The sequence below is a fragment of the Mycolicibacterium sp. XJ1819 genome (genome assembly GCF_053483675.1).
In genome coordinates, this window is sequence record NZ_JBEFST010000022.1 from 55,409 (window position 1) to 78,822 (window position 23,414).

A 23,414-nucleotide genomic window follows, 5' to 3' on the forward strand; every position below is an offset into this window, starting at 1 on the left:
ACAATGAACTCACAACTCATATTCGACGTCGACAGCCACGTCACCGAAACAGCGAACATCTGGACCCAGCGGATGCCGTCGAAATGGGGAAACCTTGTTCCTCACGTCCAAGACATCGACGGGGTCGAGTACTGGGTGGTCGGCGACAAGAAGATGGGATCGGTCACCGCGTCGAGCTACATGCATCTCGATGCCGAGACCGGCGAACGCAAGCGTCAGCCACCCAGCAACCAGTTCCTGACCAACGCCGCATACCGCGACCTGCATCCGTCGTCCTACGACCCACACGCCAGGTTGGAGGTCATGGACGAACTCGGCGTCCAGGCATCGGTGCTGTACCCCAACCTCAACCTGGTCGTCAGCGACCTTCACGAACAAGTTGACGACCCCGAGTACAAGATTCAGATCATCCGGGCCTACAACGACTGGCTCGTCGAGGAGTGGGCGGCTGCGGACCGCGAACGTCTGATTCCGGTTGCCCTGGTGGCCTACTTCGACGCCGAGGTCGCCGCCGAGGAGGTTCACCGCTGCAAAGAGCTCGGACACCGGGGCCTGGTCATGACCGGTATGCCGCAGCTGCACGGCAAACCGCCACTGGCTGACACCTATTGGGCGCCACTGTGGAGAGCCGCTGAGGACACCGGTATGTCGGTGGGGTTCCATGTGGGCGCCAACGAGGGGATACTGGAGAAGTACGTCAATGCGGACCGGTTGGCCGCCGAGGGACCCCGCCGGATGGGGGCGCGTACAGTCACCGAGGCGTTCCTCGACAACGCATCCTCGATGAATGACCTTCTGTTGTCCGGGATATTGCCGAAGTACCCCAAGCTGAAATTCGTCATGGTCGAGACCGGGCTCGGTTGGGTGAACTTCTGCCTGGAGTCGGCTGACTACCACTTCGAACGTTACGGGGTGCGCGAGGACTGCCCGGAGTACACCGAGCCCCCCAGCTTCTATTTCAAGCGCCAGATCTACACCACCTACTGGTTCGAAAAGATCGACCCCTTCCATGTCGAGAAGGTGGGCGAAGACAAGATCATGTTCGAAACCGACTACCCGCACTCCACCTCACTGGACACCACCGATATCCAGTGGGCGCTGACCGAAGGTATGTCGGGCGTCTCGGAGCAAGCCAAGCACAAGATATTGTGGGCGAACGCCGCAGAGCTCTACGGCATCCGTACGCCCCTGCTTGCGGGTTGAGATCGTGTTCCGACCGCTTGAAGGGTTACGAGTTCTCGACCTGTCGACAGGTCTTGCCGGGACGCGGGCATCGGGGGTGCTCGCCGACTACGGCGCCGACGTCGTGTGGGTCGAACCGATAGGCGGCGCTCCCCGCCGCGAGCAACTGGCAGTCGATTATGCGGTGTTCAACCGGGGCAAACGCGCCATCGAACTGGATGTGCATTCGGCCAGTACGGAACGGGAACAACTGCTTTCAGCCGCAGATGTTCTCATCGAGACCTGGGCCCCCGGCGAGGCGGACGCGTACGGACTGGATTACCAGACGTTGCACGCGCTGTATCCACCACTCGTACAGTGCTCGATCACCGGCTTCGGGCCAGATGGCCCCTACCGCGACGTTGCCGCCCGCGAGTCGCTGGTGCACGCTCTGATCGGAACGATGGGCGAGCAAGTCGGCCACCGGGACGGGCCCATCTACGAAGGACTGCCGTTCGCCTCGATCGGCGCGGGCTACCTTGGGGCGCTCGGTGTGCTCGCCGCGCTGTTCGCCCGCGCCCGTGACGGGCTGGGACGTCACATCGAAAGTTCGCTGTACGACGGGGCTCTCGTCTATCTGGCGATGATGTGGGGCGATACTGATACCGGTCAGCAGAACACCAGCCACACCGAAGATTCATTCATGCCGGCCGGAAGTGGACGTCTGATCACCGGCAGCTTCCGGTGCGCCGACGACGAGTACATCGGCGTGCACACCGGCGCGGTGGGAGCATTCGGCCGGCTCATGAAACTGCTCGGGCTGGAGAGCCAAATACCCTCCGACGTACGCGGTCTGGACATGGGTATTCCCCTTACGGCCGAGGAGCAGGAAATCCTGCACGGCAGCATCCACGACATTTTCGCGAGCAAGCCCCGCGCGTACTGGGTGGACGCGATGGCCCAAGCTGACGTATGTGGCATTCCGGTGCTGCGTCCCACGGAGGTCTTCGACGAGCCGCAGACGCGTCACAACGGCATGGTGGTCACGATCGACGATCCCGTGTTCGGCGCGATTGAACAAGTAGCGCCACCTGCGCGGTTCTTCGGCGAGCACGATATCTCGCTGCCGCCTGCTCCGCAGCCCGGTGAGCACACGGGTGAGGTGCTCGCCGAGTGGAGCCAGCGGCGCGATACCCGACCCTGGCTGGGCTCTGGCGCTGTCGACGACCGCGCACCCCTGCATGGGGTCAGGATCCTGGACCTGGGCGCGATGTATGCCGGTCCGTGCGCATCTCGTCATATGGCCGACCTCGGGGCGGACGTCATCAAGCTCGAACCGGTGCACGGCGATCCATTCCGGGGCCTGCCAAGTCTTTTCCGCAACTGTCAGGCGGGAAAGCGCGCGATAGCGGCGAACCTCAAAGATCCCGCTCTGCAGACAACCAGGGGCAAGCTGGCGGCTTGGGCCGATATCGTCCACCACAACATGCGTCCGGGCGCCGCGGAGCGGATGGGCGTCGGATACGAACAGATCCGCGAACTGAACCCCGACGTCATCTACGGCTACGCCGCGGGGTGGGGGTCGGATGGACCCTATGCACGTCGGCAGAGTTTCGAACCGATGTTGTCCGGCTATGTCGGAGCCGAGTTCGAGGTAGCCGGCCAGTTCAACGGGCCCCTCTACCCGTTAGGTAATGCCGACCCGGGCAACGGGCTCGTCGGTGCCATCACGATGGTGATGTCGCTGCTTCACCGCCAGCGGACCGGCGAGGGTCTGTATTTCGAGAATCCGCAGTTGAACGCGACCATGACCCATTTGGCTCACGTCGTACGCCAGGCCGATGGGACTGTGCTGGGAGCGGGCAAGCTTGATCCCCTCCAGTACGGCGTCAGCGCACTGGACCGGCTCTATGAGACCGCCGACGGTTGGATATGTATCTCGGTGGAGACGCCAGCCGAGATCAGCGCGCTGCAGTCGGTCACCGGATGTGAACTGCTCGCTCAGCACACGACCGTGCAGTCGTGCCACACCGTCGACTATGAACTTGGGATGGCGCTCGCCGACATCTTCGCCCGCGAGCCGAACTCGTACTGGTTGGATCGACTCGACCAGGGTGGAATCCCCGTTGCGGAGCCGAAGCCATTCAACAACCGGGCGTTCATGCGCGACCCGGAGAATGTCCGCACCCGCCGGGTGGCAGTGCTCGCCCATCCCGAAGAAGGGTGTATCAGGGAACCTGATCAGTACTTCCGGATGTCCGGATGCACCCTGCCGCCACACCGGCTGGCCCCGCGGTTGGGCGAACACACCGCCGAGATCCTGAATTGGCTGGGAATGTCTGCGGAAACGATCCAGAGCCTCAGTACCCGCGACGCCGTGCGACTCGACATCAAGTCCGAGGAGAGCTGAAGTGAGTAAGAACGACCGTGTGGCCTGGAGAATGTATGTCGGTGGAGACTGGACCGAGGCGGCGTCAGGCATTACATACTTCACCGTCAACCCGGCGACTGAGGAATCCCTGGGGCCCGCACCGCATGCCGATGCCGCCGATATGCGTCAAGCGATTGCGGCCGCTCGCACCGCATTCGATGACGGTCCCTGGCCGCGGCTTTCGCTGGCAGAGCGGTACCGCATAATCCACCAGATCGCGACCCTGATGGAAAAGCGTCAGCATGAGCTTTCCGAGGTACTCGTCCAAGAGACCGGGGCGACGGCCTTCCTCGCGAGCCAGTCGGGCCCGATCCAGATTCTGCGTGACGCGGCCGATCTCGTGTTGTCCGAGGCGTTTGCGGAATCCCTACAGCCGCTGGAGTTCGGTGGCCGACTCCTGCAGACGCAGGTATTGCGCCAACCGATCGGGGTATGCGGTCTGCTGCCCACCTGGAACGCTCCCATCATGATCGCGATCCGCAAGATCGCACCGGCGCTGGCAGCCGGATGCACGATGGTGTTGAAGGCGCCACCACAAACCCCACTGTCACTGTTGAAACTCGCCGAGATCGTCGCCGACTCCGATTTGCCCCCAGGGGTTTTCAACGTCGTCACCGGTGAGGGAATCGAAGCCGCCCAAGAACTGGTCACCAGCCCCGATGTGGACATGATCAGTTTCACCGGCGGCTTGGAGGCCGGTCGTACCATTCAGGCCAAGGCCGCAGAGACCGTCAAACGGGTCGTGCTCGAGCTCGGCGGAAAGTCTGCCAACATCATTCTCGATGACGTTGATCTCGACGTGGCGGCTCAGATCGCGGCGATGCCCGCGTGTTTCGGAGCCGGCCAGACGTGTTCGATGTTGTCGCGCGTGCTGGTACCTCAAGCTCTCGCAGACGGACTTGTCCAGCGGATGGCGGCGATCGTCTCGGGCCAACCGGTCGGCGATCCCCTCGATCCCAAGACCGTCGTCGGTCCGCTGATCCGAGCAGAGCGCCGGTCGGCTGTCGAAGGATACGTGGCCAGTGGGCTCGAACAGGGCGCACGCCTGGTCACCGGTGGGCGACGCCCCCCGCACCTAGAACGCGGATACTTCTACGAGCCCACCATATTCGCAGATGTCGACAACAGTATGACCATCGCGCAGGAGGAGATCTTCGGACCGGTCCTCACGGTCATCCCGTACGAGTCGATCGAACAGGCGGTGAAGATCGCCAATGACAGCATCTTTGGACTCCAAGCCAACATCACCTGCCGTACAACACAATCAGGTCTACGTCTAGCTCCTCTGCTGCGTTGCGGAGCCGTGGCGATCAACGGCGCGATGGACGGCATTCGCGCTCCTCGAGGAGGATTCAAACAAAGCGGGATAGGGCGCGAGATCGGCAAGTGGGCACTCGACGACTATCTGGAGTATCAGGCGCTGACATATCCGCTGTGACGCACGCGCCCGGGCGAGCTCGCCGGAGGCGTAGCAGGTGTCACACCGGAAGCGAAATCGTCTGCAACTCGGTGTAGTTCATCAATCCCTCGGGACCGGATTCGCGGCCGACTCCGCTCTGTTTGAAGCCGCCGAACGGCGAGGTCATCTCACTGCTGGCACCGTTGATGCTCATCTGGCCTGTCCGGACCCGACGCGCGAGGCCGGTCCCGCGCTCGACGTTGGATGTCCATACACCGCCACCGAGCCCGTACCGAGAATCGTTGGCGATGGCTACGGCGTGGTCGTCGTTGTCGTAGGCCAGGACCGCGACCACAGGACCGAAGATCTCCTCTTGGGCGATCGTCATCCCGTTGTCGACGTCGCAGAAGACGGTCGGCTCGATGAACCAACCTGCCGCCTGTGAACTCGGCCGACCTCCGCCGGCAGCGATCGTCGCTCCCTCTTGTTGTCCGATGCCGATCAAGCGCTCGACTCGGTCGCGCTGCCGCTCCGACACAAGGGGTCCGATCTCGGTGCCCGGATCGGTCGGATCCCCCACCGTCATCGTCGAGACCATCTCGCACAACGCGTCGACCACCTCGCCGTAACGGGACCTCGGCGCCAAGATCCGCGTTTGATTGGTGCATACCTGACCGCTGTTGAGGAATGACGCGAAGCGAAGGCCCTGCACCACCGAGGGCATCTCGGCGTCGTCGAGAATGATCGCCGCCGACTTTCCGCCCAGCTCCAGGGAGAACCGGCGGATGTCGCCACCGCAGATGGAGCCAATCCGCATCCCGGCAGCTGTGGAACCTGTGAATGTCACCATGTCAACGCCGGGATGGCTGACAAGATGCTCTCCCGATTCCGGCCCAGCGGGAACGACATTGAGTACACCCTCGGGCATATCGGCCTCTGCGAAGACCTCGGCGAGCACAAGGCCGTCCAGCGCAGTCTCCGGTGAGGGCTTGGCGACGACGGTGCACCCGCTCAGCAGCGCCGGTGCCAGCTTCACCATGAATGCGCTATGCGGCGTATTCCAGGGCACGATGGCCGCCACGACGCCCACCGGCGCCTGACGGACAATCGAGTTGCCTCGCCGCTGTTCGAAATCCCACGTGCGTCCCAGATCCAAGTAATAGTCCAGAAGGAGTTGCGGGTAACCAACCTGTAACAGCTCTGCAATGGACGCAGGACAACCCATTTCGGCGGTTATCAGGGAGGCGATGTCATCGGCTCGGGCCGAGTAGATCTTGCGGGCACGCTCCAGAATTGCGATCCGCTCGTGAACAGACATCCGCGGCCACGGGCCTTCGTCGAACGCCGCCCGAGCTGCTGTGACTGCATGATCCATGTCGATGTTCGACGCTGCCGGCGCGCTGCCCAGAGCCCGCCCCGTCATCGGGGAAAGCTGCTCGATTGAATCACCGGCCACCGGTGGTCTCCAGCGTCCCCCGATGTACAAGCCGTCAAACGTTGGGACAGTTGCTGCCATTACCTCTTCTTTCGCCTGAGATTCGAGCGGACGGTTTCGCTACTCGTAACGGAGAACGCCTCGAATGTTGCTGCCTGCTCTCATCGCCTCGTATCCATCGTTGACCGCTTCCAACGGATAGACGTTCGTGACGAGCGCATCGAGTTCGATCTGCCCCTCGCGGTATAGACCGATCAATTTGGGGATGTCGGCCCGCGGGTTGCCTGAGCCGAACACCGCACCCACTACCTGCTTTTCCATCAACGTCAGGTCGAGCAGGCTCATCGACGCCGAATACTCCGTTGCCGGGTGGATGTTGGTCACCACCACCCGGCCACGCTTGGACGCCAGCGCCAGAGCGGAGCCGAGTACCTGCCCCGAGCCGACCCCCATCGTCATGATCACCCGATCGGCCATACGACCCACGGTGAGTTCCTGGACCGCGGGAAGCGCTTCTTCCATAGAGCTAAAGGCGTGTGCTGCACCGAATTTGAACGCCATATCGCGTTTGAATTCCACCGGGTCGATGGCAATGACGTGTTTTGCACCGGCGAGTTTGGCGCCCTGCAATGCGTTTGCGCCGATGCCTCCTATGCCGACCACGATCACGGTGTCCCCAGGGGAAACCTCAGCAGCGTAGACTGCCGAACCCCATCCGGTGACCACACCGCATCCCAGTAGGCAGGCGAGTTCGAGTGGTACGTCGTCATCGATCTTGACGCAGCTCGCCTCGTTTACCACGGTGTGGTGTGCGAAACTGCCGACCAGACACATGATCTTGAGATCCTCACCGCGGGCATGGTGGCGGCTTGTTCCATCGCTGACCTGCATTCCTGCCGCGAGCAGTGCGCCGAGGTCACACAAATTCTGGTGGCCGGTCGAGCAGCTTGGACACGCTCCGCAAGCAGGTATGAAGCTGAAGACCACATGATCGCCAACCTCGAGCCAGCTCACCCCTTCACCGACTTGTTCGACTACGCCCGCGCCCTCATGGCCGCCGACGATCGGCAGTTCGAACGGAATGTCGCCCGTCACGAGGTGTTCGTCGCTGTGGCATAACCCGCTGGCGGACAGCTTGACGAGTACCTCCCCGCGGCCGGGCGGATCCAACTCGATCTCTTCGATGCTCCACGAGGTGTTGGGCTGCCACAAGACAGCTGCTTGGGTCGTCAACGTCGATCCCATGTTGTTTCCATCCTTTGCTCGATCGCCTCAGCAGTGCCGTGTCGCCCCGGTACGAAGGCCTCTCATCTCCTGCCGGTCAGATCCGGGTGGCGGATAAGTCAATCGTTGTCATGAATTGTGATGGCCCGCTCGGGACAGCCGTCCGCCGCCAAATGTGCGAGATGCCGGAATTCCTCCGGCACATCGTCCACCGCAGGCGACGCGTGTCCGTCAACTTCACTGAGCACGAACAGTTGCGGGGCGGTCATGTAGCACAGCGTATGTCCCTGGCACCGATTCAGATCGACAGTGAGTTTCATTTGTCGAGTTCCCCGTCTTCTTGATCGGTACGGGTGCCGGGAGCAAATGAAACCGGTACCGAAATCCAGCCATTGATGTCGCCGCAGTCGGTGTAGCGTTGCGCGGTCTTGTGATCCACGCGGTAGTCGGGGATACGTCTGAGTATTTCACTGACAATTATCTCCCAGACAGTTCGAGCCATGTTCGACCCGAGGCACCGGTGTGCGCCCAAGCCGAAAGACATGTGCCGGTTCGGCCATCGGTCGATCCGAACATCGTCGGGATCCTTGAACACGCTCTGATCGCGGTTTCCCGACGCCATCGAGAACCAGAGTCGGTCATCTTTACAGAACTTTTGGGCTCCGAATTCGTGATCCGCGGTGATAGTCCGAGCAAAGCCTGGCACCGGCGGGTACACGCGCAGGAATTCTTCGCATGCGATTTGCAGCCGAGCGGGGTCGTCGAGCAGGTACTGACGGTCCTTCGGAAAACGGTCGAGGTGGACAACCGTGTGTGCGATCAGGCTCGTCGTTGTATCGATACCGCCGGCGGCGAGGTTCTGCAGGACTCCAGCAGCGGTTTCCAGAGAAAGTAACTCGCCGTCGATGCGCAGGCTCGCAACGGCCGAGATGAGGTCGTCCTGCGGTTCGGCACGCCGCGCTTCGACCGCTTCGAGCAACTGGCCGTAGACCCCGAGCAACATCTCGTGGATCTCGGCCATGTTCTCGTCGGTTGACGGCAGATAGGCGCCCTTGTGGTAGACGTCAGCAAGGGGTTGCCACTGCGACAGGGGCAGGCCCAGCAAACGAACTGTCAGCATTGCGGGCACCGGGCTGGCCAGCTGTTCGATGATTTCAGCCTCACCCTTCTCGATGAACTCGTCGATGCATTGAGTCGTCAACTCGAGAATCTCGCCGCGCATCGCTTCAACGGCCGACGGCGCAAAGTAAGGTGCCAGGGCCCGCCGGATCGTGCGGAAATCTGGCGGATCCATTTCCAGGATTCCCGACTGTGTAGGAATCGGCGGGATCATCACGCCCTGCTTGGGACCCTCCGGGTCATGCTGCGACGAGTACATGAAATCGTCACGGGTAATGGCGGCAATATCGTCGTAGTTCGTGATCACCCAGTATCCCCCGTGGGCCTCTGTCCAAGCGACCGGGCAACGTTCACGAAGGTCGGTCAGAATGTCGTCTGACCCCGTCGCGAATTGGGCGGAATGGTGGTCAAACTCGATTACGGGTTTAGCTGACACCTGTGGGTCCTCCTGGTGCTGCAAGACGCTCGAATGCGCGCGCGAACAAGGCAGATGAAGATGAATTCGCGGCCTATCAAGGTCGTGCGAGGAATCGTTCTGACATCGACGACATGACGGTACTGAGGTACGCGGTGATCGGCAATGGAACGGAGGCGATTATGGAGGTGGCGTTTCATACCACCTTCAGTCGCCGGCCCGGTCGCCGCAGTCCCGAGCCCGCGTGCTCGAGCAGCTTGGGTTAGCGCCGCCCCGTCGCGTTATCCTGACCTACAACCTCGGTTTCGACGAGATGTGCCAGCAGTTTTCGGCTCTCGGTATCGACAGGCTGGAACACGACGATCGTGATCGGGCACTCATCGCGTAGCACGAGTTCCATCACCTTGATGGTTATGGCGCCGACACCAGTGACGTCGATGGTCACGATCTCACCGAAGAAGGGTCGGACCTTCAAGTCCTCCCAGCCCAGCTGGAAGTCTGAGTTCGACGCCTTCAGTTGATCGATGAGCTGACGAAGTCGCCGACTGTGCGGGTGTAGCGCTGACACGACTCGTAGTTCAGCGACCGCCGCCTTGGCGATGGAAGACCAACCCGAAACACTTCGCCGAAATGACGGGTTGTCGAAGCACATCCGAACGAGGTTGCGCTGCTCCGGTGGAGTGGTTGTCGGCTCCCCGATCACCTTGACCAGCGCCGCATTCCAGCTCAGGATGTCGTAGCACTCGGTGACCGCGCAGGCGGGGGCGGGCAGAAGATCGGCCAGCAAGGTATCGACGGCCGGATCGACCACCCGCTCGGTGGCCGAGGGCTCGTGCACCGGCTTGCCTGCTAACTGCCGGACGTACCGAGAAGCATGTTCGTCGAGCCGGAGCACCCGACACACCGCGTCGAGAACCTCAGCGCTGACCTGGATGTCACGTCCCTGCTCGAGCCAGGTATACCAGGTGGGGCTGACCGCTGCGAGCTCAGCGACTTCCGCGCGACGGAGACCTTGCACGCGGCGGCGTCGGGCCCGCGCGATGCCGAAGTCCTCGGGACGAATTTGCCCCCGACGCGCCCTTAAGTACCTGCCGAGCTCAGCGCGATGCTCCGCCGCTTCGCTGCGGGTACGGTGATGGCCTTTCGAGCCCACGTGAACATTTTATACGCCGGTTGAGGCTTGCCGCAGACGTTTGCCACCTCGAAGAGTGCTCCGGTGCCGCTAGGGGCGCAGGAGCGTTGGGACGAGGTAGGTCTTCAGCATCCGCCGGATGACCGCGTTGTCCGCGCCGAACGTCGCTGGACGTGAAAGAAGGACGATCCGCAAGAAGGTGAGCCACTGGATGACCTCTCGCATATCCGTCACCCGTAGGCGGTTCGCCGCGCGAAGCGGTTGCAGGATCGGTTCCCAAAAGGGCGAAGCAACAGAGGAAACCAACTCCGATTGTTCAAGAACCCTGGCGGTGATGGTCAGCGCCCCCGGCTGCATCAGCCACTCCTCGTACCGGCTGCCGCGACTGCTTTCGAGCAATGCCAGCCAGGCGTCGACAATCAAATCCTCTGGTGGCGACGAGAAGTCGAGAGCCTCGAGCGCCGTGGCGGCAACACGAACGCTCTCATGCCGAATCACCGCGCCGATGAGCGTGGGCTTGTTCTCGAAATAGTTGTATAACGTTCGCCGCGCCACCCCGGAGGCTTCGGCGATCTCATCCATCGTGGTACGCCTCAGGCCCCGACGGTCGAAAGCCTCGTTGGCCACATCGAGAATCCGTTGCCGCAGCCGTGACTCTCGACTCTCCGATCCCTTTTCGTGGCTCTGCATGGTATGCGGCGGTCTGAGCCCTCAAAAGCCGAATTGCACAGCGCGTCTCACAAGATCGACGCGAGAGCGGATGCCGAGCTTGCGATACGCGTTGCTCACGTGGGATTCGACTGTGCGCTCACTGATGAACAGACGATCACCGATCTCCCGAGCGGATGTGCCTCGGCAAGTCAACGACAGGACCTGTAGTTCCCGTTCCGTGAGTGGCTCGGTATAGGCCGGCGAATCGGGCGTCGTACCCGGGGCGCCCTCGACGTTGCGACGGATGACCAGCGTCTTTCCCGAAGCCCACAGCTTCTCGCTGAACTGGCGGAACCGCTCGGCGAAGACGGTGTCGGCAGGCGAGGCATCCTCGGCCGGCGAACCGTTGAGCGTTGTAAGAGGCAGACCGACGACGATGATCGTACGGATATCAGCGTCATCAAGCAGTGCAAAGAGTGCGTCAAGGAGGTCCCCCTGAGTGGTGCGCGGATCACCACGGTGGTCCGGATGGGCGGTGAGCCATCCAATGCCGGCCGCGTCGACACGAGTTTGCACGGTGCGGCGCCGGTCAACAGCGTTCACTGGACAACCATCCTCGGCTCGGCGGATACTTTCGAGAACACCAGCTGGATATGCGACTCATCATTTTCGGCTTTAGTCCGACGACCACTGCCCGCCTGCGCGGCACATCAGCTGCGCTGTTGCGAGCAGATTCAACCCATCCGTGGCTCTGTGCCGATCACCCCCTCCTCCTCGAGGTCGCGCAGCTCGTCCTCCGCGCAGCCGACCCGGGCAAGTATCACCGCGTTGTGCTCACCGAGCATCGGCGCCGGCTCTCGGTTGTACCGCGTCGGCCCTGCGGAGAACCGAGCCGGGAAGGTGTCATAGCGTGCGGGGCCGAAAACGGGATGGTCGACGGTCTCGAGAAATCGACGTGCTTGAATCTGGGCAAGTTCTCCCTGCCGGTGCGGGGGGATCACCTTACCGACGGGCACACCGACCGACCACAGTCGCTCGACGATGTCGTCGGACTCGCGCGTCGCACACCATTCGGCGATCGCCGCGTCGATCTCGTCGTGGCTCCGCCGTCGGGCGTGGATATCGTTGAGTATTCCGTCGCGATCGACCCGCGGTATCACGCGACGAAGCGCGCGCCACTGCTCCTCGGTTTCGATGGCGATCGCCACCCAGCAGTCCCTGCGCTCGAATTCGTCGATGCTTGCACTGAGGTAGAGACCTTGTGGCGCGGCGGCCGCGCCGCGATTTCCGTCACGCATCAGCAACTGCCCAAATGCGCTGTGCTCGATGACTTGTTCGGCGGCAATGTTGAGCGCCGCACCGATCATCGGCGCCTCCACCAACGCTCCCTCGCCGGTGCGGTGGCGGTGACACAAGGCTATCAACGTGGCCGACAGCGCATGCAGTGCCGCGTTCGGATCACCTACCGACTGTGCCTCCTGCGGTTTTTCGTCTGGGTATCCAGTCAGCCAGGTGATTCCCGATGCATCTTCGATGATCGGCGCAAACGCAGGCACGTCACGCCATGGGCCGTCCAGGCCGAACCCAGGCATCCGAACCATGATCAGATCGGGCCGCATCGAGCGAAGTTCCTCGTAGCCCAGCTTGAGGTTGTCCATCACTCTGGCACTGAAGTTCTCGACCACTACGTCGCACGTCGCCACCAGGTCGAGGAACAGCTTGCGGCCACGGTCGGCCCGTAGGTCCAGGGTGAGACCGCGCTTGTTCGTGTTCGCACCCGCAAAATTTGGTACCCACTCCTGCCATTGCGGTTCACGACCCACCTGACGCAATGAATACATGCGGTACAGGTCCGGTCTGCCCACCGACTCCAGATGTATGACTTCGGCGCCGAACATCGCCAGCAGGCGGGTGAAGAACGGCCCGGCGAACAGCGAGGTGAGGTCCAACACTCGAACACCCGACAGGGGTAGCTCGGTGACGGCTTTGGCGCCACATGTCCGATCGTCACCGGCGCCGGCGGTGGCCTCGATCTCGATTGCGTTCTCGCCCAACGCCGGCGAGGGTCCGAAGTCGCGCATCGGAACACCGTGCAGCGTGTAAGGCAGCGCCGGCTGAAGAAATCCACCACTGGGATTCTTCACGAAGGCTTGCCGTGCCACGAAGTGATCGAACAGTGGAATGGTCTCGCCGTTTCCGACCGGCGAGTTGGGAATGAGAAACGCGCTGGCCAGATCTCGTACTTCATCGGTCGAGCGGGTCGAAGTCCATTCGGTGATTGCCGCTGAGATCGCGGATCCGTTGTCGGATCGCGTGTCAACGCGCAACAGAGACGGGTCTTCCGCCCACTCGGGGTGTTCGACCATGGCGCAGAAGTCAAGCCATTGCTGGCCCGTGCCCACCATGGTTCCCACGTAGCCGTCGCTTGTCTTCTCGACGCCTGGCACATGCACCGAGCGTGTGGACTTCAGCGGCGATCCGGCGACATCGAAGCAGGTCACGGGTGAATAGCCGAATAACCACTGGCACAGCGACTCGAGGATGGAGACGTCGACCAACTGGCCGCAGCCTTCTCGTATCTGAGTGATCCTCGCGAACATTGTGGCCACACCGCTGACGATGCCGGCCGCCCATTGGTCCTGTTTCCCGCCGACATAGACCGGCGGCCGTTCTGGAAAGCCCCTTGCCCAGATGCCCCCGGACCACGCCTGCAGGGTGAGGTCTGACGCCGCCCGGCCGGCCCACGGCCCCTCCAGACCGAACGGGCTGATCGCGGTGACGATCAGATTGGGTGCGTCGTCATGCAGACGGGCCGGCGCCAACAGCGGGTGCGCAGCCAGGCTTGACCCCGGCGACCAGACGACGGCGTGGGCGTTGGTGACGATGTCACGAGCCCGAGCGATATCGGCGTCTTCGGCAGGATCGAGCACGACGCTGGCCTTCGACGCCGAGAGATACTGGAACAGTGGACCATCGGCGCCCCCAGCGAGCGGTGTGTGTGACGCCGACCAGCGGCGCAGCGGGTCACCCGTCGGATCTTCGAGTTTGGTGACCTGCGCGCCGGCATCGACGAGCAACTTCGTGCAGTAGGCTCCGGCGACACCGCTGGAAAGCTCAATGACGTTGAAGCCGTCCAGCGGTGGCCGTGCGGGTGGGTCCTTGACCACCGGGTGTCACCTGTTGGTCGAAAGCACGGGTGGCTCAGCGGGCGTGAACTGAAACACCCGCGCGGCGTTGCCCACCATCACCTTGTACATACCTTCTTCACCCAGTGGGGCGAGTTGGCTGTGTGCAAGTTTGAGCGAGTCCGGCCAGGAGCCATCGGAATGCGGAAAATCGGTTTCCATCATCACGTTGTCGATACCGATCCGATCGATGTTGGCGATACCGACGGGGTCATCCATGATGCATCCGAAGACGTGTTCGCGGAACAACGTCGACGGTGCCACGTCGGGGTCGACGATCTTGCGCTTGAATTCTCGCTTGGTGTACTTACCGGAAGCGTAATCGGCGTCGAAGTCCCCGTCACGTGCCCACCGCTGTCGATCCAGCGCATGGTCCATCCACTCCAGCATGTACGGTATCCACCCGACCTGACCCTCGGACAGCACAATTTTCAAATTGGGGTACGCGAAGAAGAGCCCGCTGAACATCCAATCCCAGAGGCACTGAATCGCATTGATGACCGGGCCACCTCCCACCTGGATGATGGACGGCGCGTCGTCGGCGGTTGTGGGGATCTTCGACGAGGACCCGATGTGCATGCAGATCGGTAATCCGCTCTCATTCGCCACCTCGAACAGCGGCTCCCAGTACCCGTCTTTGTTGTGAATCGAGGGCAGGCCGAGGGTGGCCGCATTCTCAGAGAAGATGATGCCGCGCGCCCCCTTTTCGATCGCCCTACGCGCTTCCGCGGCCGCCAGCTTCGCGTCCCACATCGGGACCAACGCCAGCGGCAAGAAACGACCCGGGTACTGCCCACACCAATCCTCGAGAATGTGGTCGTTCCACGCCTGCACGCACAGGAGACCGAGGTCCTTGTCCTTGGCTTCGGCAAACGCCTGCCCGCAGAAGCGCGGGAATGTCGGGAAGTTCGTCATCGTCAGGATGCCTGCGATGTTCATCGCCTCGATCCGGGCCGCCGGGTCGTAGCACGAAGGATGTACCGAATCGTAATTGACCGGCGCCAGGCTCCAATCCTCCTTCTCGCGGCCGATGACCGCCGACACCCCGGCCACGCCCCACCGGGCGTCCTCGTAGGCCCAGACATCCTGCCCATCTGGCATGCGAATGACTCTGGGCGCGGTGTCCTGGTACTTCGCAGGCAGCCGCTTGGTCCACACGTCTGGCGCTTCAACGATGTGGTCATCGACCGACACCAGCCAATCTGTCCTCACCCGACACGCACCTTTCTGGCAATTCGTCTGTTGTCCGTCAAGGTATGCGCCGGTGTTCGCCGTGCGCCTCCGTACCCCTACGGAAAGGTCTGGCCGAGGTTTTGCGGCCTACCGTCGTCGCACAGATGTGACGGCCACTCGACTCCGGTGGTGGTGATCAGCGGGAAGTCGGTCCCCCATTGAGTTTTGATGCGCTACTTGCGCGCGCAGCGGCTAGGCGACGCCCGCCGCGATCGGCGGCATGAGTGACGACATGATGCGCGACTTCTGCGCCCCACATAGTCGGCACAGGCCGACTATGCGGCGATGAGACACGTCTGCCGACGGTGACCGCAGAAAGCCGGCGGGATCGCCGCCGGCTTCTACGCCTACCCTTCGCAGGTGAGGCTATTTCAGAAAGCTCGCCAGGCCGGCCAGTGCGGCAGGGTCGCTGAAGTCGACATCGATAGCGGTGCCCTCGACGTCGAAGGACAGCTTGTGCGCTCCGGCGACGGTGGCCAGTTCCATTGTGGTGCAACCGTCGGGACCCATGGTGTGTGGTCCGTAGAACTCCCCCGCGCGGGACGTCCAGATGTCGCCGGGGCCCAACCAGTACCCATCGACCTCAACTGACCCGGCGACGACGAGTTCCAGTCGGTCGCTTTGATGCGAATGCCGCGGCAGAACATAGTTCGGAGGGAACTGGACGATGACGACGACGGTGGTCTTCTCGTCGGTCGGATCTCCGAGTGCGTGCATGGCCGTCTTGAAGCCCTGGGCCTCGCCGGCCGCCGCGACGGTCGCCGCCCACGACGTGCCCGCCGGCGCGGCCTTCCAGTAGTTGTCGTCACTCATGCGCCATACCTTCACGCTTGCCTCCTCTGCGCGACTTGGCGATACATCCGAGGGTGTCTCGACCGGTCCGGGTGTGAACTCGACGTCTAGCGATTCGAAGCCCCACGTTCCGCCATTACGGATGGTAGGCCCGGATTGGTTGAGCACCTTGACATCCGGCATCCGTTTGAGGATTTCCTCGATCGTCACCCGTATTTCGAGTTCAGCCAGCGGCGCCCCGACGCATCGGTGAATTCCGTGGCCGAAAGTGATATGAGGGTTTCTTCCGCGGTCCAATCGGAACTCTTCAGGTTCTGCGAATCGTTCCTCGTCGTGGTTCGCGGATCCGAACAGCAACAGCACACGGTCGCCCGCTTTGAAGGTCATTCCGTCGACTTCGACGTCGCTGCGCACGGTGCGGGCTGGGCAGTGGGCAGGCGACGACATACGCAAGACCTCTTGCACAGCCTGATTGACGAGCGTCGGGTCGGCGATGAGTTGAGCACGCGCGGCGGGAAACTCGTCGAGGAACACGACAATGGCGGTAAGGGCCGCTACCGTGGTCTCCAGTGCACCGCCGATCGCGGTGAAGACCAATCCGATGCATTCGTCATCCGAGAAACGAGTGCCGGCCTTCGTCTCGTAGTTCGCGATCGCGGAAATCAGATTGTCCTTCGGCTCCGCACGTGCCTGGGCCAGGACGCCCACGATGAACTCGAACAAGTTCTGACCCGCTGCTGCGGCTGTCGTAGGATCGCCGTCGGGTGGCGCCATCATGGTGTTGAGCCATTCATAACAACGCTCACCGTCCTGGAAGTCGAACCCGAAGAACTCCGCGACCACCTGGCCAGGAAGCCGGGTGGCGAACTGGGCTACGAAATCGGCCCGACCGTCTGCGATGAACGTGTCGATCAGCGCGCTGACCCGTTCGCGGACAAGGGGCTCGTATCCGGCGACCGCCTTCGGCGTCAGGAACGGCATGAACACACCGCGGTAGTCGGTGTGCAGCGGTGGGTCCGATTCGCTCGGTATCCCCCGTTGGGGAAACGGTAGAGCCGGCAACACGATGCCTTCGCCGGAGGCGAAAACGTCGGGCTGACGCAGGATCTTGATGATCGTGTCGTACTTGCTGACCACCCAGAATCCTCCGAGTTGGTCCGACCGGGTGATGGGGCACTTCTCGCGCATCTCGCGATATGTGCTCAGCGCTCGCTGCGCAAACCCCTCGGCGGTGTGGTCAAAATGGTCCTGGATGTCAGCGTGTTCGACCGTGGTCATCAACCTGCCCTTGCACTCGTTGTTGCAGAAGGCAGGTTACGCGCGGCAAAGGGAGTACGAATCAGTACTACCACCGAAGTACGGCTCGATCTGCTCTGCTAGAACGGGCCGCCTGCAAGGCGTCGCGGCAGGTAAAGAGGCAACTTCTCGAGCGATGCTCGGCGACGCGGCCGACAACCAGTATAGACCCGAGGACACCTGCGCGAGGATGGCAGTAGGGCCCGAGCGCACCGCGCTCGGGCCCTACTCAAGGAATCGTCGGCGTCGTCGACAATTCCGTCTCTGGCGGTGCAGTTACGGCGCCGGGTGGTGTGGCGCCGGCACCTCGAATGCGTTCAGCATGGCCGATGTGCCCAGGTATGTGCCCGCCAGATTGATCAGGTCGATTACGCCGACGCGACCGAAAGCCGCCTGCGCGGAGTGGTAGAGCTCGTCGCTGATTTGGTAGGTCGACGCGAGTTCCTGCACGAGTTGGGCGGCGATCAGCTCATTTCCGGTGAGCCCGACCGGTGCCTGCCCATTGGCCAGCGATTCGATCGCTTCCTGGGGAAGCCCGGCGGCCAGAGCGAGCCTCTCATGCGCGTAACGCGTGTACTCGGTGTTCCAGATGCCGCTTACCGCCAGCACGGCAACCTCTTTGACTCTGTCAGGAAGCGATGACGTTGCGAAGACATTCTCCGCTTCGAAAAGCGCCGCCCCGATGACCGGGTTGTAGAGGTAGGTATTGAGCGGACCGATGAGACGGCCCTCCGGGTCCAACATCTGAACCCCCGTGGCTTCCTGTGCCGGAACGGCGATCTCCTTGATCTGAGCGGCCAAGGCCAACTGTGCGGGGGTCGCTGTCTCCAGATCCACCAACGCAAGCCGGCCGCCCAAACCGTAGTCACCGTCAAACTGCGGAGGCGTCGGTGCGGGAGCCACCCCGGGACCGTACGTCGATGGTCCGAGCAACTCAAACGCATTGAACAACGACGAGGCGCTGAGGTAGGTGCCGGTCAAGTAGACGATATCGACGACACCTGCCGTGCCGAACGCTGCCTCGGCAGCCTGATAGAGCTCGTCGCTGACCCGACGGTTCGAGATGAGTTCTTGCGCGAATTGGGCGGCAAGCTGTTCATTCCCCGTAAGTCCCACCGGGGGTTGACCGCTGGCCAACGACTGGATCGATTCCTCGGGCAGCCCGACGAGGCGCGCGACCAACTCATGCGCATACAGTTCGAAATCCGAGCCCCACAGACCGCCAACCGAAAGGACCACCACCTCTTTGACCCTCGCTGGAAGCGACACCGTCGCGGACGCGTTGGCGACCTCCATGAGCGCCTCGCCGATGACAGTGTTGTACAGATAGGCATTCAAGGGTCCGACGAGGCGGCCGTCGGCATCCACCATCTGGATGCCCGTCGCCTCCCCGAGCGGAATCACCACAGCTTTCATCCGTGCGGCCAGTTCTGCCTGCGCGGGGGTTGCCGTATTCAGATCAATGATCGGCAGTCGGCCACCAAGCCCGCCTGCGCCGCCCTCGCCCCCGGTGCGGCCCGCTGCGCCGATGGCACCGCTGGCGCCGTTGCTGCCCACCTGGCCGAACAGACCGCCGGCACCGCCGATACCGCCCGTGCCGGCCTGACCCGCCGCACCACCCAGACCCGGAACGCCGCCGACGGCGTCGCTGTCGACGATCTTGCCGTCGGCCAACGTGATGACAGTTGCACCTCCGGTACCGCCATAGCCGCCGTCACCACCGATACCGGCCGCGCCGCCAAGACCACCGTCACCACCACGACCTATCAGCAGTGAACCTTTGCCACCTGAACCGCCCACACCTCCGTCACCGCCGGTTCCGCCGCTGCCGCCGACGCCACCGTCCTCCTCGGCCGCAGTCGCATCCACACCGTGTGCGCCGATGCCGCCAGCGCCGCCGGCGCCGCCGGCACCACCTTTGCCGCCGTAACCCCACAGCAGGGCGGCGTTACCGCCGTTCCCACCGCGGCCGCCAGAGGTGCCGTCATCGCCGAGACCGCCGTTGACTCCGGTCGTACCCGCGAGGCCATTCATCCCGGCGCCGCCGACACCGCCATTGCCGCCGTTGCCCCAGAGCAAGCCGCCGTGACCACCGTTGCCACCGGCCACACCGGCCACGGTGCTCGACCAGCCGGCACCACCATTTCCGATCAACCAGCCTCCGCTGACACCGTCCGGATTAGCTTGCGTGCCGTCAGCACCGTCACATATCAAACCGCAACGCCCGCCGACGGCGAACAGCGAGTTGATCGGCACAAACAGTCCGGTACCGAAGATCGAGGAGGCGGGATTGGCGGCCGGCCCGGATTCGACATCACGCACCGCAAACCACAGCGCGTTGACGAGCGCACCGCCTGCCGGCGCCGCAGGAGCCGGGCTGTCCGCGGTCTGCGACCCCAACCCGAACGATGCCAGCACGCTGCTGATGACGTCGACCGACGCGACCTTCGGTGTTTCCGCGGGCAGTGAGCTTTGCGGCGCCGACGCTGACGATGCGACCGACAGCGGTCGGGCGGTGTCGACGGCTTCGCCGGTCGCGGGAATGTCCTTCTCGGCCGCAACATCCTGCGCCGGCACAAGCCGCTCCGACGGCGGCACGGGCTCCGACGCCGCGCTCGAAAAATCTGCTGTCGAGAGATCGGACACTTGCGAAGCATCGGCGTCCACTACGGCCCGATTCTTTCCTTCGTTGGACGCGTCACTGTTGAATCCGATAGCGCCGTCGACTTTTACCTCGGAATCCAAACCGAGCTCATGCCCGTCTGGCAACGTCGAAGCAGATTCCTGCGCCAAAGATCCGGGATCGACGTCGACGTCGGAATCAGTATCCGGCGCTGACGATTCGGACCCGACACCACCTTCGGAATCGACGCCCTGTTGCCCCGACAAGGTGGAAGGTGGTCGTTGCGTCGACGATGACGACGCGGACGAGGTAACTCCCGACGTCGAGCCGTCGGACGAGTCGGATCTGGCGTCCGAAGACTCAGCCGAAGCGACACCTTGGCCTGTCGTGACGGCGACGCCCAACCCGAATGCGACGGCTCCCACGCGAAGCCATTGCCCCCAAGCATCCCCAGTTCGGTTATAGCGCATTGGATCTGGCGCTTCAGCACCGTGCTCATCAACCAACGACTGCCAATTTGTCCTCACCGCGCACGACCCTTCTGACGTTGCCACCTTGTTGCCCAGTCAAGTTAGGCGTCAACGTCAATAATCCACTCCGTACCAGTACGGAGGGCATGGACGCGTTTTATGCGATGGCGTCGCCGAGCGACCGTTGGGCTTCGCGTGCGGCCCGAGCCACCTCGGTCATCGTCTCGCGGACAACGGTCATGTCGACGACCTCTGCGAGGTCATCAGCACCGGCGAATCGGAGCATGGCATCGAGCCGGTGGGTGATCGCGTCCAGTGCCCAGGTGAGCATGTCGCCACCGGCGGCCTGGTCAAACGGCACGATGGTCTGACGTACACCCCAGTCGATGTAGTGATAGTGCGCATCGTTGGTGAAGCAATCGAAGCGCAGATACTCCTTGTGGTCTTGTGCACCCAGCACATGCAGCGAGACACCCGCGTCATCGATGGTGGGGTTCTCCGAGGTCACCAACTCCTCCCCGAAGCCTGCCTTTAGGGTCTCGACATCGACTTGACGAAATTCGACTCCGATGGTGACCACCCCGGCCGGGAAAAAGGTGGTGTCCTCCTCGACGAGCGGTAGCGGATCGATCTCATAGGTGACGCCGAGCGAGAAGGTCCCCATTTCATCCTCATTTCATGTGCAACGCGCTGGCTGATCGGTCCAGAAGTACCACGATCGTCTTTTCGTGCAATCCGAATTTGTACGGAGGTCATCGCGTGCGCCCCATGGCAAAGTACCCGGTCATGCACGAGCAGCCCTACATCATCGACGTCCACAATCACATTGGGACGTCGACGATGTCGAGCCGCGGAGAATCGGTCGATATGGATGATGATGCGACGGCGCGCGGCGCCATCCTGGCCGCACGTGGGGTGACCCAGGCGGTGGTCATCGCGAGCCACGACTACCTACGCCCGGACGGCATCGCCGACAACCGCAGGGTAAACGATGACATCGCCGCCTATCGAGATCGCCGACCGGACTTGTTCCCCGCCGCCATCGGCATCGTCGAGCCGCTCAACGGACCTGTCGGCTTAGATGAGCTCGATCGATGCAAGAACGAGCTCGGACTGCACGGCATCAGCTTCCACACCCGGCTACAAGGCGTGTCCCTCGACAGCCGATGGGTGCGGAACTATCTGCATCGCATGGGCGAATTGGGACTTGTCCCCTTCCTGCATTCCATCGGCGAGTCGTCTTCAGAGTCGCTCTGGAAAATCGACGTGCTGGCGGGCGACTTCCCGGATCTGCCAATGGTCGTCTTGGATGCGTTCTCCACCTTCGAACAATCGCTGTTCGCACCCCATGTCGCCGATCGACGACCGCGTCTGGTGTTCGATACCGCTTTGGCACACGGGTTCAGCGTTGTCCAGAATCTGATTTCGCGGTGCGGCGCCGACCGGGTCATGTACGGCAGCGACCTTCATTCCGCTGCGAGCGGAATCCCTGCGGTGACCGAGCTGTCGACGGAAATCCTTTCCTCATCACTCAGCGATACCGACAAAAAGGCGGTGTTGGGAGGCAACGCGACGCGCCTTCTGGGACTTCCCGATTCGACTGGCTCGAAGAAGTGATCATGCGTAACACCGCAACCAACCCTCCTCTCGAGGGAATCAGGGTGCTCGAAATCGCGCAGCTACTACCCGGACCGCTGCTGACGCGAAAACTCGGCGATCTGGGCGCAGATGTCGTCAAGGTCGAGCCACCGCACGGTGATCCCATGCGAGCGTTCCCGCCGATCGTCAAGGGCCGCTCCGTGATGTTCGAAGCAGTCAACAGGGGTAAGCGCAGTATCGTGTGCGATCTCCGCAAAGATCAAGGTCGCGCACGGTTGGACACCCTCCTCGACGCCGCCGACGTCGTGGTGGAGGGCTACCGGGTCGGTGCGCTGGCGGAATTGGGCGTTGATCTTCAGAAGGCCAGGAAACGGCGGCCAGCGCTGGTGGTGTGCTCGATATCCGGCTTCGGCCAAGACGGGCCGCTTGCCCACCTGCCGGCTCACGGCTTGAATGTGGACTTCCTGTCGGCCAGCTCGACGGTCACCGGGACCGAGGGCGACTATCGGTTGACCACCGACGTTTCGTACGGCGTCGAACTCGGGGCGATCAACGGTGCGGTTGCAGTGCTGGCGGCGCTGTTTCGCGCCCAGATGAGTGGATACGGTACGTGGCTGGACGTATCGTGTTGGGACGCAAGCGTTGAGGCGCACCGCCTCAACCTCTATCCGATGCTCGCCGGAGCGCCGATCCCCGGTCTTACCGGTTCACATTCACCGATGCAGAGCATCTATCGTGCCCAAGACGGCTCGTTTGTGCAGATCATGGCCACTGAGAAACGGCTGTGGCAAAACTTCTGGAATGCGCTGGGCCGTCAAGACTTGGCCGACAGCTGGCAGCAGCGAGATTACATCGACGAGACGGAACGGCCGGGCGACCGTCAAATGCGCGAGGAGATCGCGCGCATCATCGCAAGCGCTCCTGGCGCGGAGTGGACTCGACGATTCACGGAATGGGGAGTGGCTGGCTGCGCGCTACTCACCGAGAAACAGGTTGTCGAACATCCCCACCTCCTGGCGCGCGGCCTCGTAGGCGAGTCGGCTCAGACGTCGCTGCCTTTCATTGCCGACCCGGTGCGATTCGCCGCCGAGGGTTGGCGCCCAGCATCCGACGGCTCGCCGGCACCGGTACTCAACGCCGACGAAGACCACGTCCTGTCGTCGTGGGCCACAGGTGTAACCAGCGCTTCTCATAGGGAGAAAGATGATGCGATCTGATCGCACTGGGCAGTATCGCCGGACTGTGCGTA

At 62.7% G+C, this 23,414-nt stretch carries 17 protein-coding genes; 5 read left to right on the forward strand and 12 right to left on the reverse strand.

What is annotated here, in order from left to right:
* Nucleotides 1-3 precede the first annotated feature (3 nt).
* Genes ABQE89_RS22195 through ABQE89_RS22205 form a run of 3 tightly spaced genes read left to right on the forward strand, consistent with a single transcriptional unit; the run spans nt 4 to nt 5,030 of the window.
* Nucleotides 4-1,203 (forward strand): amidohydrolase family protein, encoded by a 1,200-nt coding sequence (locus ABQE89_RS22195; protein WP_448420631.1) that lies wholly within the window; start codon nt 4-6, stop codon nt 1,201-1,203.
* 4 nt (nt 1,204-1,207) lie between these two features.
* Entirely contained in the window at nt 1,208-3,571 is a 2,364-nt protein-coding gene (locus ABQE89_RS22200; RefSeq protein WP_448420633.1) for a CaiB/BaiF CoA transferase family protein, read from the forward strand.
* A 1-nt stretch (nt 3,572) separates the two neighbouring features.
* Nucleotides 3,573-5,030, forward strand: a complete 1,458-nt coding sequence (locus ABQE89_RS22205; RefSeq protein WP_448420635.1) for an aldehyde dehydrogenase family protein — start codon at nt 3,573-3,575, stop codon at nt 5,028-5,030.
* A gap of 40 nt (nt 5,031-5,070) precedes the next feature.
* Here the strand turns inward: ABQE89_RS22205 and ABQE89_RS22210 are convergent, their stop codons facing one another.
* From ABQE89_RS22210 to ABQE89_RS22265, 12 genes are all read right to left on the reverse strand, one after another.
* Entirely contained in the window at nt 5,071-6,507 is a 1,437-nt protein-coding gene (locus ABQE89_RS22210; RefSeq protein ID WP_448420637.1) for an aldehyde dehydrogenase, read from the reverse strand.
* A 39-nt stretch (nt 6,508-6,546) separates the two neighbouring features.
* On the reverse strand, nt 6,547-7,659 hold the full coding sequence (locus ABQE89_RS22215) for an NDMA-dependent alcohol dehydrogenase (RefSeq protein WP_448420745.1): 1,113 nt from the start codon (nt 7,657-7,659) through the stop codon (nt 6,547-6,549).
* A gap of 110 nt (nt 7,660-7,769) precedes the next feature.
* Nucleotides 7,770-7,970 carry a ferredoxin gene (locus ABQE89_RS22220; RefSeq protein WP_448420639.1) on the reverse strand — a complete coding sequence of 67 codons (201 nt, stop codon included), beginning with the start codon at nt 7,968-7,970 and terminating at the stop codon, nt 7,770-7,772.
* Nucleotides 7,967-9,076 (reverse strand): cytochrome P450, encoded by a 1,110-nt coding sequence (locus ABQE89_RS22225; protein WP_448420641.1) that lies wholly within the window; start codon nt 9,074-9,076, stop codon nt 7,967-7,969. The genes ABQE89_RS22220 and ABQE89_RS22225 overlap by 4 nt, the downstream gene beginning before the upstream one ends.
* Before the next feature lie 370 nt (nt 9,077-9,446).
* On the reverse strand, nt 9,447-10,337 hold the full coding sequence (locus tag ABQE89_RS22230; RefSeq protein WP_448420643.1) for a helix-turn-helix transcriptional regulator: 891 nt from the start codon (nt 10,335-10,337) through the stop codon (nt 9,447-9,449).
* A 69-nt stretch (nt 10,338-10,406) separates the two neighbouring features.
* The gene (locus tag ABQE89_RS22235) at nt 10,407-11,006 is read right to left on the reverse strand and encodes a TetR/AcrR family transcriptional regulator (protein WP_448420645.1); all 600 of its coding nucleotides are present in this window, start codon (nt 11,004-11,006) and stop codon (nt 10,407-10,409) included.
* A gap of 21 nt (nt 11,007-11,027) precedes the next feature.
* On the reverse strand, nt 11,028-11,570 hold the full coding sequence (locus tag ABQE89_RS22240) for a response regulator transcription factor (RefSeq protein WP_448420647.1): 543 nt from the start codon (nt 11,568-11,570) through the stop codon (nt 11,028-11,030).
* Between the two features lie 131 nt (nt 11,571-11,701).
* A complete protein-coding gene (locus tag ABQE89_RS22245; RefSeq protein WP_448420649.1) occupies nt 11,702-14,134 on the reverse strand; it encodes a CaiB/BaiF CoA transferase family protein in 2,433 nt (810 codons plus the stop codon).
* 6 nt (nt 14,135-14,140) lie between these two features.
* A complete protein-coding gene (locus ABQE89_RS22250) occupies nt 14,141-15,253 on the reverse strand; it encodes an amidohydrolase family protein (protein WP_448420651.1) in 1,113 nt (370 codons plus the stop codon).
* A gap of 498 nt (nt 15,254-15,751) precedes the next feature.
* A complete protein-coding gene (locus tag ABQE89_RS22255; protein WP_448420653.1) occupies nt 15,752-17,455 on the reverse strand; it encodes a cytochrome P450 in 1,704 nt (567 codons plus the stop codon).
* Nucleotides 17,456-17,749: 294 nt separating this feature from the next.
* Nucleotides 17,750-20,362 (reverse strand): carboxymuconolactone decarboxylase family protein, encoded by a 2,613-nt coding sequence (locus tag ABQE89_RS22260; protein WP_448420655.1) that lies wholly within the window; start codon nt 20,360-20,362, stop codon nt 17,750-17,752.
* 361 nt (nt 20,363-20,723) lie between these two features.
* The gene (locus tag ABQE89_RS22265; RefSeq protein WP_448420657.1) at nt 20,724-21,230 is read right to left on the reverse strand and encodes a DUF7700 domain-containing protein; all 507 of its coding nucleotides are present in this window, start codon (nt 21,228-21,230) and stop codon (nt 20,724-20,726) included.
* 104 nt (nt 21,231-21,334) lie between these two features.
* Here ABQE89_RS22265 and ABQE89_RS22270 point away from each other — a divergent pair, with 104 nt between their 5' ends.
* Nucleotides 21,335-22,183 (forward strand): amidohydrolase family protein, encoded by an 849-nt coding sequence (locus ABQE89_RS22270; protein WP_448420659.1) that lies wholly within the window; start codon nt 21,335-21,337, stop codon nt 22,181-22,183.
* Nucleotides 22,184-22,185: 2 nt separating this feature from the next.
* Nucleotides 22,186-23,382, forward strand: a complete 1,197-nt coding sequence (locus ABQE89_RS22275; protein WP_448420661.1) for a CaiB/BaiF CoA transferase family protein — start codon at nt 22,186-22,188, stop codon at nt 23,380-23,382.
* The last annotated feature ends 32 nt before the right edge of the window (nt 23,383-23,414 follow it).

Excerpts from the sequence above, each read along its gene's own strand:
- ABQE89_RS22195 (WP_448420631.1), top strand. The coding sequence starts at position 4 with ATGAACTCACAACTCATATTCGACGTCGACAGCCACGTCACCGAAACA.
- ABQE89_RS22210 (WP_448420637.1), bottom strand. The coding sequence starts at position 6,507 with ATGGCAGCAACTGTCCCAACGTTTGACGGCTTGTACATCGGGGGACGC.
- ABQE89_RS22220 (WP_448420639.1), bottom strand. The coding sequence starts at position 7,970 with ATGAAACTCACTGTCGATCTGAATCGGTGCCAGGGACATACGCTGTGC.
- ABQE89_RS22235 (WP_448420645.1), bottom strand. The coding sequence starts at position 11,006 with ATGCAGAGCCACGAAAAGGGATCGGAGAGTCGAGAGTCACGGCTGCGG.
- ABQE89_RS22250 (WP_448420651.1), bottom strand. The coding sequence starts at position 15,253 with ATGCCAGATGGGCAGGATGTCTGGGCCTACGAGGACGCCCGGTGGGGC.
- ABQE89_RS22255 (WP_448420653.1), bottom strand. The coding sequence starts at position 17,455 with ATGACCACGGTCGAACACGCTGACATCCAGGACCATTTTGACCACACC.
- ABQE89_RS22265 (WP_448420657.1), bottom strand. The coding sequence starts at position 21,230 with ATGGGGACCTTCTCGCTCGGCGTCACCTATGAGATCGATCCGCTACCG.
- ABQE89_RS22270 (WP_448420659.1), top strand. The coding sequence starts at position 21,335 with ATGGCAAAGTACCCGGTCATGCACGAGCAGCCCTACATCATCGACGTC.
- ABQE89_RS22275 (WP_448420661.1), top strand. The coding sequence starts at position 22,186 with ATGCGTAACACCGCAACCAACCCTCCTCTCGAGGGAATCAGGGTGCTC.